General features: G+C 35.2%; 14 protein-coding genes and 3 pseudogenes. 2 read left to right on the top strand and 15 right to left on the bottom strand.

What is annotated here, in order from left to right; translation table 11 throughout:
* The first annotated feature begins 866 nt into the window (after positions 1-866).
* The gene (locus tag D1839_RS07535) at positions 867-1,343 is read left to right on the top strand and encodes a GNAT family N-acetyltransferase (protein ID WP_120379296.1); all 477 of its coding nucleotides are present in this window, start codon (positions 867-869) and stop codon (positions 1,341-1,343) included.
* Positions 1,344-1,432: 89 nt separating this feature from the next.
* Here the strand turns inward: D1839_RS07535 and arsC are convergent, their stop codons facing one another.
* From arsC to D1839_RS07510, 5 genes and pseudogenes are all read right to left on the bottom strand, one after another.
* Positions 1,433-1,834, bottom strand: a complete 402-nt coding sequence (arsC, locus tag D1839_RS07530; RefSeq protein ID WP_120379295.1) for an arsenate reductase (thioredoxin) — start codon at positions 1,832-1,834, stop codon at positions 1,433-1,435.
* A 19-nt stretch (positions 1,835-1,853) separates the two neighbouring features.
* Positions 1,854-3,143, bottom strand: coding sequence for an arsenite efflux transporter membrane subunit ArsB (gene arsB, locus D1839_RS07525; RefSeq protein ID WP_120379294.1), 1,290 nt, complete (start codon positions 3,141-3,143; stop codon positions 1,854-1,856).
* A complete protein-coding gene (locus tag D1839_RS07520; protein ID WP_120379293.1) occupies positions 3,140-3,460 on the bottom strand; it encodes an ArsR/SmtB family transcription factor in 321 nt (106 codons plus the stop codon). The genes arsB and D1839_RS07520 overlap by 4 nt, the downstream gene beginning before the upstream one ends.
* A gap of 754 nt (positions 3,461-4,214) precedes the next feature.
* Positions 4,215-4,862 (bottom strand): type A chloramphenicol O-acetyltransferase, encoded by a 648-nt coding sequence (gene catA, locus D1839_RS07515; RefSeq protein WP_120379292.1) that lies wholly within the window; start codon positions 4,860-4,862, stop codon positions 4,215-4,217.
* Between the two features lie 360 nt (positions 4,863-5,222).
* Positions 5,223-5,489 (bottom strand): annotated as a pseudogene (locus D1839_RS07510) (putative glycolipid-binding domain-containing protein); the annotation flags it as partial.
* Positions 5,490-5,918: 429 nt separating this feature from the next.
* On the opposite strand from D1839_RS07510, the gene D1839_RS07505 reads away from it, so the two are divergent.
* Positions 5,919-6,077 carry a hypothetical protein gene (locus D1839_RS07505; RefSeq protein ID WP_199690018.1) on the top strand — a complete coding sequence of 53 codons (159 nt, stop codon included), beginning with the start codon at positions 5,919-5,921 and terminating at the stop codon, positions 6,075-6,077.
* A gap of 427 nt (positions 6,078-6,504) precedes the next feature.
* On the opposite strand, the pseudogene D1839_RS20780 reads toward D1839_RS07505, so the two are convergent.
* From D1839_RS20780 to D1839_RS07455, 10 genes and pseudogenes are all read right to left on the bottom strand, one after another.
* A pseudogene (locus D1839_RS20780) lies at positions 6,505-7,137 on the bottom strand (CatA-like O-acetyltransferase).
* Between the two features lie 147 nt (positions 7,138-7,284).
* Positions 7,285-7,425 carry an HAD family hydrolase gene (locus D1839_RS20775; RefSeq protein WP_286168691.1) on the bottom strand — a complete coding sequence of 47 codons (141 nt, stop codon included), beginning with the start codon at positions 7,423-7,425 and terminating at the stop codon, positions 7,285-7,287.
* A gap of 56 nt (positions 7,426-7,481) precedes the next feature.
* A pseudogene (locus D1839_RS07495) lies at positions 7,482-8,101 on the bottom strand (HAD hydrolase family protein).
* A gap of 138 nt (positions 8,102-8,239) precedes the next feature.
* Positions 8,240-9,679, bottom strand: a complete 1,440-nt coding sequence (locus tag D1839_RS07490; protein WP_120379290.1) for a glycoside hydrolase family 1 protein — start codon at positions 9,677-9,679, stop codon at positions 8,240-8,242.
* 841 nt (positions 9,680-10,520) lie between these two features.
* Positions 10,521-12,443: a beta-glucoside-specific PTS transporter subunit IIABC gene (locus tag D1839_RS07485; RefSeq protein ID WP_120379289.1), complete on the bottom strand. Its 1,923-nt coding sequence runs from the start codon at positions 12,441-12,443 to the stop codon at positions 10,521-10,523.
* Between the two features lie 425 nt (positions 12,444-12,868).
* Positions 12,869-13,708 (bottom strand): BglG family transcription antiterminator LicT, encoded by an 840-nt coding sequence (licT, locus tag D1839_RS07480; RefSeq protein WP_120379288.1) that lies wholly within the window; start codon positions 13,706-13,708, stop codon positions 12,869-12,871.
* Positions 13,709-13,835: 127 nt separating this feature from the next.
* A complete protein-coding gene (locus tag D1839_RS07475; RefSeq protein WP_120379287.1) occupies positions 13,836-15,158 on the bottom strand; it encodes a 6-phospho-beta-glucosidase in 1,323 nt (440 codons plus the stop codon).
* Between the two features lie 255 nt (positions 15,159-15,413).
* Positions 15,414-15,584, bottom strand: a complete 171-nt coding sequence (locus tag D1839_RS07470) for a hypothetical protein (RefSeq protein ID WP_158589618.1) — start codon at positions 15,582-15,584, stop codon at positions 15,414-15,416.
* 718 nt (positions 15,585-16,302) lie between these two features.
* Entirely contained in the window at positions 16,303-16,899 is a 597-nt protein-coding gene (locus D1839_RS07460; protein WP_147358274.1) for an MFS transporter, read from the bottom strand.
* Positions 16,900-17,114: 215 nt separating this feature from the next.
* A complete protein-coding gene (locus D1839_RS07455) occupies positions 17,115-17,468 on the bottom strand; it encodes an MFS transporter (protein WP_120379285.1) in 354 nt (117 codons plus the stop codon).
* Positions 17,469-17,754: the final 286 nt, after the last annotated feature.

The following is a 17,754-nucleotide window of genomic DNA, read 5'->3' as shown; positions in this document are numbered from 1 at the left end:
TCTGTAATGTATTTTTAAAATACAATGTGTTTGAGAACTTAAATAGAAAAATAGCCGTTGGATTGATAAGTAAAAAAATATATTGCTTTTTTAAAGATACCATAAATAAAAGCAACGCTCCCCCTAATTTTACTTGCTTCGGGCTACGGAAATGATGCAAAGAGTAAACCGCCACATCTGGAATTTTTGATGTGTATCCTAAGTGACCGAAAAATCTACTACCAGGGGTGTTTTGTCCAACTACGATAGAGCATTTAAATTGGCAGTTATAAAAAGCGAATTTAGCTGGTAAAGGTGAATACAAATTAGTTGCCTATAAGTTTGAATATGCCATCCAAAAAGACTGTAAAAACATGGGATGAAGCTTACAAGAGTTTGGTGTTTGGTTTGGAACGAAGAAAATTCACTAAAACATATTCTGTTCAATTTAAATGGAATGCTTTAAACTATAATTTAAGAACAGGTGAGTCCTATCTAGATATTGCTTTGAATTTGGCATACATGAACCATCTAATATATCGCTAATTAGATCCAATCATGGCATAATCAAGGCATTCACGTGCTCCCTTAGGCCAAAGGACGTCAACAATATTTCATAAACCTAAAAAACATCAATAAAAGATTAAAAGCTGACGAGGAGAACAAAACTTGAACAAGAGGTCGAACTACTCCGTGGGGAGAATGCTTATCTAAAAAAGCGCCTAATTCAAGGGGGAAATATCCGAGTGGCGGCGAAAAAGCATAATCACGAATTACCCAAGCTTCCGAAGAGAGTTTGCAGTTATCCTTGAAGCAAACAAACCAGTCAATGATCAGCTTAATAAATTTAGTCTTACATTTTCAATTTTGTATAAGGAGGAAATCATATGGCTCATAAAGTAATAAAATTCGAAGGTTCAGATGTAATACTTGTAGTAGATAAATTAGATGAAACAGTAAAAGAAAAATGCGTTGATATATATATCGATACTTTTTCCCAAGAACCATGGAATGATATATTTTCATCTAGGCAAATAGTGGTTGACTTTTTTGATAATCACTTGGATAACAACTATTTTCTTGGTTATGTGGCAAAAATAAAGGAAGAAGTAGTCGGCTTATGTATCGGGATGAAAAAGCCATGGATAAAAGGGATGGAGTATTATATAGATGAGTTTTGTATCTCACATTCTTTCCAAAATAAGGGAATTGGAACTGTGTTTATAAAAACTATAGAAGATGAGATTAAAAAGCAAGGGCTTAATGGAATACTATTAAACACAGAAAGACAAGTTCCAGCTTTTCAATTTTACGTAAATAATGGGTTTAATCCTTTAAATGAACTAGCTATTTTAGCAAAATAACCTATAGAAAAATCTTTTTAAAAGTGTAAACTAAACTACAACGTAAAAGTTAACGCTCTCTTACCTGTATTATTTAGTTTACACTTCCTTTACTTTCCTGTGGTTTTAAACTCTTGGATTCTTTTTCCTATTTCATCTCTTACCCTTTGGAATTCCGACCATTCTTTGCCGGCAGGGTCGTCAAATCCCCAATGTTCTTTGGTTACATTAGAAGGTAATATCGGACAATTAATATCAGCGTCACTACATAACGTTACAACTAGAGATGATTTCTTTATGATCTCTGGATTTATAACCTCAGAAGTTTGACTAGAAATATCCATATTCATTTCTTTCATAGCCGCAATAGCATTGGGATTAACGCCATGCGCCTCTATACCCGCAGAATAGACGTCCCATTCTTCCCCTAAAATTTTTTTAGCCCATCCTTCCGCCATTTGACTTCTGCAAGAGTTGCCAGTACAAATAAAATAAATAACTTTGTTCGCCATATAAAAACACCTCATTCCTTTAAAATATTAATAATGTTAAATACAATCCTATCAGTGTAAGGAATAATACAGGAATAGTAATCACGATACCTGTTTTAAAATAAGTCCCCCAAGAAATTTTCATCCCTTTTTGCGATAAGACATGTAGCCATAAAAGCGTAGCAAGAGAACCAATAGGTGTAATCTTTGGACCCAAGTCAGAGCCGATAACATTGGCATATATTAAACCTTCTTTTAATAAACCAGTAACATTTGTCTGATCAATAGCGATAGCGTCAATTAAAACTGTTGGCATGTTGTTCATAATGGAGGATAAGAAAGCCGAAATAAATCCCATCCCCATCATACCTGTAAATAGTCCATTATCACTCAATGAAGTTAGCATACTTGCTAAAACTTTTGTAATACCTACATTTTTCAGCCCAAATACAACGATATACATACCGATGGAGAAAATGACAATATTCCAAGGTGCACCTAATAGGACGTTACGAATATTTACCGCTTTTGATTTTCTAGCTAATAGTAAAAACACAATAGCAATAATACCTGCAATGATGGACACAGGAATAGCTAAAAATTCACTTGCTAAATAACCAACAAATAATATTCCCAAAACAAACCATGAATATTTAAAGAGCTTTGTATCTTTTATTGCTTCTACTGGAGCTTGCAGTTCTTTATCATCGAAATGCTTCGGTATAGATTTTCTAAAGTATAACCATAAAACTAAAATGCTTGCTACAAGTGAAAATAGGTTAGGTATAACCATCCGGCTAAAATATTCTAAAAATCCAATAGTAAAATAATCTGCTGATACAATATTAACCAAATTACTAACAATAAGAGGAAGGGACGTCGTATCTGCAATAAAACCACTTGCAATCACAAATGGAAAGATTATTCTTTCTTCAAAATTTAAGTTTCTAACCATGGCTAGAACGATAGGTGTTAGAATCAATGCCGCACCATCATTAGCAAAAAATGCTGCAACAATAGCACCTAATAAAGAAATATAAACAAACATTTTTACGCCGTTTCCTTTTGAAGCTAAAACCATGTGTCTTGCTGACCATTCAAAAAATCCAATTTCATCTAAAATCAATGAAATCATAATTATAGCAACAAAGGTGAGGGTTGCATTCCATACAATACTTGTCACGTCTATTACATCAGAAAACGAAACAACACCTGCCACGATAGCAAGAATAGCGCCTAGTATAGCTGTTACGCCAATATCTAATCCTTTAGGCTGCCAAATTACAAATGTTAACGTTAATAAAAATATCAGAATGGCTAATACTGTCACGATTCACACTCACCTTTTTGTATATTTTCACATATACACGGTGTATGGTTAGAACCTAATAAAGAAAGTTGCCTTGTAACATCAGTGATAATATCATGATTAAGTCTATACATTGTCTTTGTACCATCCCTGCGAGAAATAACAAGTTGATTTTCCACTAAGGATTTCATATGATGGCTTAAAGTTGGCTGTGAGAATTGAAAATGCTCTAATAGATCACATGCACATAATTCTCCACAAGATAATATGTCTATTATTTCTAATCGACTAGGATCAGCTAAAGTCTTTAATATGCTAGATAACTCTTTATACGCCATAAAATCCTCCTGTTTAAAAATTTTCATGTACATAGATTACCATCTATATAGATATATGTCTATATTTATATTTGTTTACGAACTTGATAATGAATTTGGAGTGCGTCATTAATTTTGTTCAATGCTGCTTTAATGGTTTGTCATTAAGATTTAAACCAAGTGGAAATCGTTGGTCTGATTGGAAGAACGGAGCTGGTAAAAGTATCCTGTTGAAGATATAACGCAAGCCATTCACACCTAAGATGAACCAGCTGCAGACAAGCATCAGGAGAATGAACGAGGAACCAAAGCTATTCAGTCATAAGACGAGATTGTCCCATCCATTTTAATTTTAGGAAATTTACAAAAATATTTTCCAACTCATGAATACGAGAGACTCTTATGGAACTTGCAATTATTCACTGTGTTGAATAAAATAGATAGCATCCATTATGTATAAGTAAAAAGTTAGGAAGTGTTGATGAATTCCCTGAAGTAAAATTCATTTTAGAAAACAGCAACGAATATCAAAATTACAAGAGATAGACGAAGCGAAATTTTCCAAACATTTTACTAGCATTAGTAAAAAGTCATAAAAATAACGAGTAATACAGATTAGCCATGTATTACTCGATTATTACTTGTTCCGCCATCGTTCCCTTTTATAGAAGCTAGACCCTCGTCACTACTAGTACATTTATTCACAAATTTTGTTTTCTATAAAGTGAGAAGCGGATTCAACAGTTCTTCTTATAATACTCTCTCCAAGGAACAACTAAATCCAATTCGCGCTCTCATTAGCAAGTTTTTGTAAATCATTCATAAAAACACTTGCATGATAACCATCACAAACAGCATGATGAATTTGTAATGAAATAGGTAGGAATAATCCATCATTCACTGGTGTATATTTCCCTCCAGTTATTATTGGTAAGAGAAAATCTCCACCATTGTTAATATTTAAATTAAATGCTGTAAAAGAACTCCAAGGAATCATAGATATCGGGATAGTATTATCTGGTACAGGTGTTTTTGGAAACAATTTACCTGTACCATTGTATTTTTCTACATCCTTTTCATATTGATAATGAAACTCAGGAAAATGAACTATATTTGGTGACCAGATGCTAGAAAATGTGTGCGTCTTCTTATCAAAAATTGTATAAGAAGGAAAAATCTCTGTCCAATAACCTAACTTACCTTCTGCGTTAAAACTAGTTCTAAACTCTTTGTGGGAATTAGCTATTTTTGTAACCATGAAAATAAACGCAGGATATAACTTATAATTCTTTTTCTTTAAGTTCTCCATAAGAATAGTAATATTAATTTCATTCGTCAGGCTAAATGTTGTTTGTTGTCGTAAAAAGTGTTCAAAATATTCTTTTCGATTCCATTTGTCACGATTAATAATATTGAATTTCAAATGCAACGCCTCCAATTAAAATATCTTCTTTATGTTTTTTTAGAATTATCCCCGTACACTTTCTTTATGACTTGTGATCTTATATTGTTTCAGCATAGCAAAAGTAATATCTTAAAGGAGACCTATTTTCATTGCTTTTTTATGACAGCCATCCTTTTATATAGGCTTTATACTAAATGTTGGGGTTTTCACACAATTTGCGCATAAAAATATATACGCAAACATCCAATTCTTTTATACTTGAATTGCCTAGAAATAAGCTTACGTCAAAATGATTTTCTTGACTTTTTTATAAAAAGTTTATGCATGCTAGTGCCCTAGTTGGTTGTTTTCCCAATTAACTCTATTTATAGGTAAGAGTTAGAAAAGGATAGCAGAAATATCTATATCAATAGCTCCTTTTAGTTTATTAATCGACTCTCCATCTGTATTGAACCAGTTTCCTTCCCCATCGGACATTGGAAAATTATCTACCACTATACTCAACCTCTTTGTAACCCAATTGGCATCTGTTTCAATGGTATAGTTCTCATTATGGGCTATAGATTGCTCTCTTCCTAAATAAATAACCGTTCCTTGAGCAATGATGGCATTCCCAGCTTTGGACATTAGTTTAAGATACTCACATCCAAACTGTTCTTCATTTTTTCATACGACTGTTAAATCCACATTATACTCCTCCAGTTACTTTTTGATAAATTACCGTTGGGTTGGTTTTTAATGCAAGTGGTGTTAAGTATTTTCTATTGAACTTATTTAATAGAATTATAGTCGTGAAATAGTAAAATGTAAAAGCTAAATGATATGAAAAACAATATATCCCATGTGATAAAACTACCATGTGAAAGATTATATTTATTCAACAAGCGGGTCATTTCATTTAATAAGCTTTTCTTAGAAATCAAAACAATTTCAGTTAATATATAGGTCTTGATGAATCTGTGTATCAGAAAACGAATAAAAATCAAGCCTTGCAAAAGAACGTTTGTTCCCTTATATTTGTAACTAGAGAGTTTATAAATGAATTAAATTCGTTTGAAAGTAGGTAGGTATACAGTGAAGATTGACACACCCAAAATCCCTGAAGATCTCATGGCAAGAAGATTTACAGATATTTTTTACGAAGAAGATCCAGAGTTTGAAATGTGTATGGTTAACGATTCAGAATTTGCCGATGAAGCCCTTGAGCGAGTGCGATTATATAAAACGGAGTGAGTAAATGCAGTGCAAGAGGGAAACCCGATCGTTCGGGTTAAGGCTGATACCGGTAATAAAGGCTTTCAGTCGCAGAGCAAACTACCAGTTCACACTGGCGGTTTTGATTTTGTGTGCCAGGCAGATACATATTCTTTAGGGTTGAATTTCCGAGCCAAGAATGCAGTAGTGGTTACCTAAGACAAGGGTGGATGGGGTGACCAAGATTCTGAAGGAAATTGGCGGTGCAAACAACATGAATGTTATAACATAAGTCACAATGGATAATTATGTCTATACTTGGGTTGAAGCCCGTATTTCCAAACAAATTCTTCATATGTTTCTTTCCTCTTTCCTTGCTTCACATCAACGATATTATTAAATTCCTAAATAAGTTTATTTGCGCAATTGTTTTCCTTTATAGAAGCCTCCTTTTTCCTTCTAAAAGTTAACAATTCATTTCACGTTGCTGTGTTTCAAAAAATAACATCACATGATAGCCATCTACTGTTGCATGATGAACCTTAATATTCATTGGCATTAGTAACTTTGAGTCAACTTATTCGTACTTTCCACGGGTAATCATTGGTGTTAAATTATTTTTGTTAGCTGCTGCTTGAGATGAAAAATGTTCAAAATGCATCCAAGGGATGGATGAAATATTTATCACGTTGGATGGAACACCTCCCATTGCTGCGATATCTGTTGTGTTTGCATAGTCTTTTATAAGCTATTTGTACTCAATGTCAACGGATTTATAATTTGTTAATCCTTCCAACCATAAACTATAAAATAATTCTGTTTCTTGATTAAAGTTCGTAAACGTTGGTACTAATTCTTGCCGTTCTACTAACTGCTTATCTATGTGGGCATATCTCAAATTCGGAATCTCGTTAACTGATTTAGTCAAATTAAAAATGGAATAAGCATAAAAACTTATAGATTCGTCTTTGCATTTTTTAACTGCTAGAGTAACATCAATTTTTGCTGTCATTTCAAACGTTGTGTCTGTCGACATAAAATACTCATAATAGTTTCTTCTTGGAAAACTGTCTAAATCAATGACTTGATAAGTTGTCATCTACTTCAACCTCTTCTTCACTAATGCATCTATCAATGTAGTAGTTTAAAATCCAGAGTCATACAAACACCGAAAAACCCCATCTTCATCCAGATGGGGTTTTACTTACGAAGATATCACAAAATTCACGAGTGGCGAGCCCAATTTTTATATTAACCCGTACTTTACAAAACTATTAAATATACCACCTTCATCAGGAGTATCAGTAATATCATCAGCCGCTAACTTCAGAGCTTCTTTAGCATTTCCCATAGCAATCCCACGGTGAACATATTGAATCATTTCCAAATCATTCATCCCATCACCATAAGCAAATGAGTTCTTTCTATTTATTTTCAAATGTTCTATACTTTTACAATAGCTGTCGCTTTATGGATACCTGGAACGGATAATTCTCCACTATTTTCCCCGAAGATAGGTACGGTGCTAGAAATAATATTGAATTTTGTTCCAAACTCTTCACTTAACTTTTCAATAGGTATGTCTGATCCTAAAAAAGAGATCTTGTTAATGTCGGCTCTTATCAAACTTTCACCTTCAATCAGCGCATCATGGAATGGAAGGATTCCTTTTTCAACTTCCTCCTTCGCCTCGGGATTTTCCTCGATTACTTTATCAATGATGGAGCGTATATGTTTTTTGCAGTATTCACTAGCAAATAACCCTCCGTGGGACTCTAAATAAAAATCAATACCTTGCTGACTAAAATAATCGACCAGATGCTGGACATCTTCAGGTCCACAGTTTCATGTAAAATGACTTCTTGCCCAACTTCAATATATGCTCCAGCTGCGTCAATAATGCCATCGAATCCTATGTCCAGTATATCCTCATATAGTTCTGCTTTCGACCGTCCTGTACTGATAAAAATAAGATGACCGTTCTCTCTCGCTTTTTGCACCGCAGAATTTGCTGATTCAGGGACCACCCCATTATCATTGACGAGTGTCCTATCAATATCCATAAAAATAATTTTTTTCAACCTATCCAACTCCTGTACTACATTTATCTTACATCAATGACGAATAAAAAACCTTCAACTATTCAGTGTCCTTGACAATTGAAAGTAACAAGATAAATTTTTTTCGGGTTCCCCGAGAGATTAAAGCATTTCTCCATTCGTAGCGATTACGTCTTTATACCAAAAGTATGATTTTTTCTTTTTACGTTCTAATGTACCATTACCTTCATCATCTAGGTCTACATAGATAAAGCCATAACGCTTGGACATTTCTCCTGTTGATGCACTGACAAGGTCGATACATCCCCAAGAAGTATAGCCCATCACTTCTACGCCATCTTCAATAGCCTCTCCGACCGCATTAATATGTTCTCTTAAGTATTCGATCCGGTAATCATCCTGGATGCTGCCGTCCTCTTCTACTTTATCATAAGCACCTAAACCATTTTCCACTACAAATAACGGTACTTCATACCGATCATAAAGTTCATTAAGTGTAACACGAAGACCTGTTGGGTCAATTTCCCATCCCCAGTCACTTGCTTTAAGGAATGGATTTTTAACACCACCAACCATGTTACCTTGACCGATTTCATCTGTTGTTTTTTCTTTTCTTTCTGTACGAGACATATAATAACTTAAAGAAATAAAGTCAACAGCACCTTCTTTAATCAATTCTAAGTCGCCATCTTCCATTTCGATATTAATGTCATGTACCTTGAAATAGCGATTAATGAAAGTAGGATATTTCCCACGAACTTGAACATCTGTACAGAAATTATTAAATAAACGACTTTCTTCATGTGCATACATAACGTTTTCAGGATTGGAATCATAGGAATAGACTGGAGCATAAATAATCATACAGCCTACTTGAGATCCCGGGATAATTCGATGTGCTGCTTTAACAGCAAGTGCACTTGCAACAAATTGATGATGCAGGGCTTGAAATGTTGGTTGGTACTTATCTTCTTCTTTTTGAATCGCAAATCCAAGTCCCATGATTGGCATCATAAATCCACTATTTATTTCGTTAAATGTCAACCAATATTTCACCTTATCTTTATAGCGGTTTAATACCGTTTCAACATATCTTTCGAAAAATGTAATCACCTTACGATTTCTCCAGCCGCCATAATTTTTCACTAAGTTTAATGGCATTTCATAGTGCGATAAAGTAACAACAGGTTCAATATCATACTTCGCTAATTCATCAAAGACACGATCATAGAATGCCAGTCCTTCTTCGTTTGGCTTCAGTTCATCTCCATTAGGAAAAATTCTAGACCATGCAATGGATAAGCGATAGGTTCTGAATCCCATTTCGGCGAATAGAGCGATATCTTCTTTATACCGGTGATAAAAATCAATCCCTAAATGGTTCGGGTAGTAATGTTTATCTTTGTCAATCTCCCAGTCAAACCCAGGTTTACTTAATACTTTAATCCTTTCTTTACCACCTGGTAAGACATCGGCAATATTCAACCCTTTATTACCTTCACCAAAACCACCTTCTAACTGGTTCGCAGCCGTTGCTCCGCCCCATAAAAATCCTTCTGGAAATCTCGTGTTATTTGTCATGTAATGACCTCCTTCATTTTGTAATGCCATCCAAGCAGTGTTTTTATAAGTAAACGCTTGGTTAACATCTTTCATTCAAGTATTAAATCAACTTTTTTTCGTAACTTACTCTACAAATCATTCTGTTTTTACATCGCCTATGATACCATCATAATCATTATCTTTCGGCAAGAGATTTACGATGTCAGCGTTATATGCGGAAGCGGCGTATTCATCACCGAATAACACACCCTAATTCGCCCACTTACACTTGGATTCCGCATCGTTCAGCCCTGCATGTAACACATTACGCAGGTTATCATTTATTAAATATGCTTTTTGATCGTTTGTTAAACCAGGAAATCCCATTCATTTGAACTAAATAACATCAAACCTGCAATCTGAACTACGGATAATACTTCTGCTAGTCCAGTTGCACGAGTATCTGTATCCTTATGTTAATCTTCAAGAGTATCCAATTTGCCATTATTATTTAAAATCTATGAAGTAATAAGTCTCCCACCTACTCCGTCAGTCAACATATGAATACCGTTGCATAATGATAAATTAACCCTTACCCCCGTCAGAATTCTCCACTAACCCAAATGGCTTTTCCCCATCAGAGACATATTGATAGTCATGGTCTTAGCATCTTCAGCTTCTTGACTCTCTTCACTTTCTGATAACCTTGACTTCTCCGCCTCTTTAGTAGCAGAATCAACTATCTGTACAGCACTTAATAATAACAACAATACAAGCAATGAAATAGTTACTAGTTTTACTTTTTTATCATTTTTAATTTCCTACGTTTTTCTAACAAGGTTAGTGCTTTTAAACTTGCATTTCCACCGAAGGCTTTATTTTATTTATCTAAAAATATAATTGGCTTCCCAACCTGAATCGTTCCCTCTTCTGCAATTTCAATGGACGTATATTGATCAAAGTTTGTAATAACAACGGGAGTAAAAATATCATAGCCAGCTTTTTCAATGGACTCTATATCAAACTCAATGAGCAATTGTCCTTTTTCTATTTTGTCTCCCTGAGCAACATATGCGTTAAAGAACTGTCCTTCTAATTGAACCGTATCCATACCAATATGAACTAATAATTCTGCACCCTGCTCTGTTACAATACCAATCGCATGGTGTGTATCAAATAAAGCAGAAACCATACCAGCTACAGGTGAAATCAACTTTCCTGCTGAAGGTTTGATTGCGACACCTTTCCCTAACGCACCTGATGCAAAAACGGAATCGGAAATGTCAGCTAACTTGAACACTTCACCATTTAACGGACTTTTTATTACTTCACTTGTTACATTTTGTTTCGTGTTATCTTCTGCTTGAGGAGCTGGTTGAGTTGGTTCTTCATTTTCTTTATTTGCACCACTAAAGAAGTACGTCAGTACAAAAGCTAACACTGTACCAACGACAGCTGCAATAAGAGCACCAATGAATGCAGTATTCATGCCTTCTTCTGGATGGATAAAGCTAGGTAACTGGAATATTCCAAGTCCACCCATCGTATAGCCAATCGTACCAAACAGTCCTAATAATGCACCGCCAATTCCTGATGCGATTAGTGTGAAGATAAATGGTTTTTTAAGGGGTAAGGCTATCCCGTACATACCAGGCTCTGTTACCCCAAAGATGGCTGATATGATAGCTGGGGGGGTTAGTGTTTTCAACTTTTGTTTTTTCGTTCTAATCCAGATTGCTGTAAGAGCACCAGCTAGTGCAAAGGAATGGACAAACATTAATGCTAAGATCGGATCCCATCCTTGACTAGCAAAGTTGTTGAGCCCAATTGGGACAAGTCCCCAGTGCAGTCCAAACATAACAAATACCAACCAGAATGCGCCTACAACTGCTCCGGCAACCACAGGACTTAGCTCATATAACCAAATGGTTCCTGCTCTGAGCAACTGACTTGCCCATGTAGCAATTGGACCAATGACAATAAAGGTTAATGGAATAATGATAAGAACGGTCAGCATTGGAACGACAAATGTTTTTACAACGTCTGGTACTATTTTCGCAAAAAAATTTTCAAGCTTTGCTGCGAAAAATGTAGATAGAATAATTGGAATAACCGACATCGCATACGTCATTAAAATAATTGGAATACCAAAGAATTCAATATGAACGGGTGATTCAAATAGGTTACCTGCAAATAAGGTGTATAAAGGCTCTCCCGCTTGAGCGCTCGGATCAAGTGCTGGATAAACTAGTGCACCCGCTATCAACATTCCTAAGAAAGGTGTTCCGCCAAATTTCTTCATGGCTGTATATCCTAGGAATATTGGCAAGAAGTGGAACAATGCATCTCCAATTGCATTTAGAACTTGGTAGGTTCCGCTTGCTTCACTAAGCCAATCCATCGCAATAAATAACGCATTAAATCCTTTGATCATACCTGAAGCTACTAATACAGCTAAGATTGGCTGGAAAATTCCAGAAATCATATCGATAAATCGGTCCAATAAGCTACCTTTATTACTATTATTATCCAGGTCATCTGCCGGTCTATTCGATTCGAAACCACCTTCAGATACAACTGCTTTATATACATCAGGCACGTGGTTCCCTATAACAACTTGGTACTGCCCGCCACTTTGTCTAACCGTAACAACGCCATCCATGTTTTCCAGCACTTCCGTATTCGCTTTTTCTTCATCTTTTAGTTTAAAGCGTAAGCGAGTAATACAATGCACAACACTGTTCACGTTTTCTTTACCGCCGACATTTTCGATTATGGCTTTCGCTAACTTCTCATATTTCATTTTCAACCCTCCAATTTTAATCTTTTTTTAGAACAAAGGCGTAAGCGCCCGTTTAGCAACGTAGTGATAGGAATCATGCTCCTGCAACAGGAGTATGCCGACGTCGGGTGGCAAGCCCGTTTTTAGTCGGCCTTCCTCTTAACCACGAACCGATGATGACCTACCGTAAGGCGATTGGGGTGAAGTCGCCTAGTTGCTGGGCGATGGAACCAGACGTGACTATTCAGTTATTTCATTATCCATAAGCACCTAGGTTTATACTTTCTTATTCTTTAAAATAAAAACCCTAATGCTTTTACAAACATGATTTCATACTAAGTTTGTTCGCACTTTCACAACCAAGAATGTTACTACTCTAGTACAAGAACACCTTTTAACAAAACATTCGGGAATTACTTGTTTCTTCATTAAAGTCTTTAACCTACTTAAATTCGATTGGTTAACCGATGAATATGCAAAGTTAAATATAATATTTCATCATGTGAAATGGACCAGTTATAATCCTTCTTAATATACGAAGCAATGCGTTCTGCGCATCGATATGCTTTATCATATTTCACTTTAATCTGCTCGTATAAAAACTCATCATACGTGTCATCCAATTTTTCTTTGCGAATAAAACGCATGGCAAAAAAGCGCAAGTGTGTCAGAAATCGCTCATAATTGACTGAGTCTTCATCTAAGTCCATTTGAAAGTAATATTTAACGATATTTAATATGTCATTGACCATTTCCGTTACTTGAACAGTCTTTGACATATTCTCACCAGAAAGCTGACTATTAACAAAATGCAATGCGATGGAAGCCGCTTCGTCTTCTGGCAATTCTATATTTAATTCTTGGTTAATAATGTCCAGCGCTTCTAGAGCTATTTTGTATTCGTGTTTGTAATACTTGCTAATTTCCCATAACAATGCATTTTTCAAATCGTATCCCAGTTTATGGCGTTCCACCGCAAAGTTCAAATGATCAATTAAAGCGACATATAAATAATCATCTAATTGGTAGGATAGTCTAGACTTGGCCAGTTCAATAATTTGATGGGCTAATTCCAAATAAATCTCTGGTATCTCTTTTAATAGTTCAGCAATCTTATTAGATATACCTTTATGCTCCAATATAAAGATCTTTTCTACCTTTTTTGGATCGATGGAATCGCCTTCTTTTTTCTGAAAAGCCAAGCCTAAACCCATAACGACAACTTCTTGATGCTGCTCATTATAAGTCAATGCTACATTATTGTTTAATATTTTTTTGATTTTCATATTACTCACACCTGAATCATATTTTAGGAAATCTGATATACAATCAGTGTATGAGGCGGACAAAGTACTAAAACCAGCTCTTCGCCCAACTCCTTTTGACTATTCCATTACTATTTCTAATCTGTCATTAATTATTCTGAAACTGTGGTAGATATTCTTGATGAGCTTCAAGCATTTCATCAAGAATTACTTTCGCTATGGTTTCAGATGGAATGAGTGGATTAATGGTCATTGCTAGAAGTGCTGTTCGATAATTGCCGGTTACAGCAGCCTCTGCTGTCACTCTTTCAAATGATTTAATTTGTTGTACAAGACCTCTTGTTGCTACAGGTAAATCGCCAATAGCGATTGGTTTTGGACCATCTTTTGTAATAACAGAATTGATTTCAACCGCTGAGTCATCTGGAATGCTTGCAATTGCTCCATTATTAATAGTATTAACAGGCTGAATATCTCTGCGATCATTATAGATAGAATCGATTAGACTACAGGCCGCATCACTATAGTAAGCACCACCTCTTTCCTCTAATTGTGGAGGCTTGATCGTTAAGTCTTCATCTTTATATAACTCAAATAAATCTTTTTCTAGTTTTTGAACAACTTCAGCTCGAGTTCCTTCTTCCGCCGCTGCTTTACTTTCTTCTTCAAACATCTCACTAGTCTTGTAGTAGTAACGGTGATAAGGACAAGGAATCGCTTGGAGTGCTTTCAGGAAGTCTGGTTCCCATTTCAAGTCGACAATATTTCTCATCGTTCCACTTGACACATCACCTGAAGCAATCTTTTCAATATATTGGTCGGTATAAACTTCCCCATCTAGATAGACATTTAATCCATAAATCATATGGTTCAATCCTGCAAAATCAATTTGAATCCGCTGAGGATCAACACTTAATTGATCTGCAATCCCCATTTTCATTCCGACCGGGACGTTACATAGACCAATGATTTTCTTCCAATCACTATGGCGAAGAACTGCTTCTGTCACCATTCCTGCTGGGTTGGTGAAGTTAATCAACCATGCATCAGGGCATAATTCTTTCATGTCTTTAACAATATCTAAAATAACTGGAATTGTCCTCAAACCTTTAAAAAGTCCACCCGGCCCATTTGTTTCCTGACCAATGACGCCATATTTTAAAGGAATACGTTCATCTTTTGCACGTGCTTCCAGTAAACCGACACGTAACTGCGTTGTTACAAAGTCTGCATCCTTCAATGCTTCCCGGCGATCTAATGTAAGGTGTACATCAATTGGCAAACCAGCTTCTTTAATCATACGCTTAGCTAATCCACCAACGATTTCCATTTTTTCTTGTCCTTCTGGAATATCAACTAGCCAAAGCTCACGGACTGGTAAACTATCATATCTTTTTATAAATCCTTCGACTAATTCTGGAGTATAGCTTGACCCCCCACCTATTGTGACAATTTTAACGTCTTTACTCATTAAAATGACCTCCTATTACTAAAACCTCTCATTCTTCCTTTGAAAATCGATCCCTCATATATGGAATAGCGGTGGGCAATAAAAAAACCCGAACTGTTTAAAAACGCACGTATAGCGTTTTCAAATCAATTCAGGTTATGCCCAATTAAGGTTACATTCCTCAAATTTTAAGGTTAACTTATTTAATTATAGCTTTAAATTATCACATTTTTTGAATGATGTCAACTGTCAACATTTACATTGAAAAGGGTTGAGTCAAGTACTTTTTGAGCTTTTTTCTACATTTTGCATTTCAACTTCAGAAGAAAGATATGCCTTAACAACGTCTGAATTTCTACGTGTATACCAAATATCTCCATCCATTTTTTGTGAATTAGCTTTTACTTGCTCAATAACAAATTCATTCTTTTGAAAGTTATTTTCCAAATTCTTAACTTCTTGTTGGAGAACATCTAATTCATCTTTAATTTACATATTTGTAAATATCTTTAACACACGTTTACAAAAAGCATTAAATGCACAGCGAACTTGCCATTCGGCACGATCTGGTTCTAACATGCATTTCCTCTCCCTTCGCAACCGCAAAGGTGGGTGATGATTTTCCCTTTCATAACCTTCAACAAGACTTTTTATGAAATGCGAAGGATAGAAGTGACTTTCGTAAAAAAATTTGCAAGATGCAAAAAAAGTCCAACTAAACATAAGTGAGTTGAGCATGAAAATCTGATATATTTTATTAACTATTGTGTACTGAAAAATTACAGCCATAATAAATCCATAACACTTCAAGACATTTCTTGATATGTCGAATGGTATCCAATCAAGATAAAAATAAATATACACAGCGATATCCTCCTTTATACCGCCGTGGCCTTAAAAAAGAGCGATCTTAATACACCTTCCGAAATCTTGTTTTAAAAAAGAGAAAATGGCGGTTTTGAATTTTGTTGTTTCCAAAACCGCTGTCTATATCTAAGTTTGTATATAGTTTTTACTTCCAACAAACAACGGTTTTTAGGTTGTATTAGTGAGTAAAGAAATATGCTATAAGCTCAAAAAAATCAGCTCCAATATCATTACTTCTTTGATGTTGGATTTAAAATTAGTTTAATTTCCAAATATTATTAATAGAACATTCAATTATTTAAACCTGCTGTTTTTTCACAAAAAATTGTTGTACAACAACAAACAATATAAGTGTAATACCGACAAGGATACCACTTATTAAGCCTACATAGTCTACCGAACTTATACTGATTACACCTCCCCCCACAAATGCACCTAATCCAATCCCCATATAAAGAGCTGAAGCACTGAATGATAAAACCATTTGAGTCTGTTTAGGATTCAAAGATATCAGAAATGAATTAAGAGCAGGGTTCATACCAAAACCAGGGATTCCCCACAATATTGCCACAATCGAAACCATTACAATTGCAAATGTAGATGGATTTAGCAGTGATAAAAGTGAGAATGCTGCTAATAATACTGCAAAGCTTCCAAGAGACAGCATTAATGTTTGCGGTTCACCAATCTTATCTGTAAAATAACCTCCAACTAAATTTCCGAAAAGTGCACCTATGCCAAATAACATAAGAAGGACACTTATATTCTCTATATTTGTAATACCTGTAATGATAGGAGCTATATAGGTATAAGTCATGAAGCCACCAGTAGTACCAATAATATTTACACATAATGTTAATAAAATTATTTTATTGAAGCCTTTTAATCTTTCCATAATACTTAGGTTCAGCTTCTCTTTCAAATTTAGGTAAAAATAGTAAGACTCCTATTACAGTGATAAAAGAAACCACAGAAACAAAAATAAAGGAGTAACGCCAAGTTCATGACATTTCCGATCCACGTCCCGATAGGAGCCCTCAAACCAATCCCATCGTTATACCTGCTAATATAAATGACAATGCTTTTCCTCTCATTTTGCCAGATACTAAACTAGTAGATGTAGTCATTGCTAATGGTGTAAATATAGTAGCTGCCGGAGCGGCTAAAACTCTTGTGAAAAAGAGCCATTTCAAAAGAAGTCACTATTGCAGAAAGTGCGTTTGCAATTGCGAATACCAACATAGATACAACTAAAAGTGTTTTTAATGGCAAATTCATAGTAAGCGTGCCAAAAATGGGGGCTCCTATAGCATAAGCAATAGCAAATGCAGTCACCAACTGGCCCGCCACGGCAATTGTAACATTCATCTCATCAGAGATATGAGGTAATAAACCGGCAATAACAAAATCATCTGTACCAATAATGAAAGTACCTATGACTAAAATAAAAATTCGGTAATTCATTTTATATCACTACCTTTACGCCGATTTTCTACATTGGGTCCAAAAATCAATTAAGTTTTCTAACTCATTTTCAACTTCCTTTAGATTACTTATTTGCTCACGAGTTTTCTCTAGTTTTTCTCTGTAAAGTGAAAGTGCAGTAGAGGCACAGTCAGAAAAGTTATTATCTAATGGATGAAACGAGCCACAGGTTATTACAGGAAAAATCTGGTTCTCTGTCAAATGTGGTGGTGGAAAATAACCGCCACCATCTCGTTTGATTAGAGTAATTTCTTAACCTCTTGTT

Source organism: Roseburia sp. 1XD42-34, from assembly GCF_009917385.1.
Lineage (GTDB): Bacteria > Bacillota > Bacilli > Bacillales > Amphibacillaceae > Virgibacillus.
This window is presented reverse-complemented; position numbering and strand designations above follow the sequence as displayed.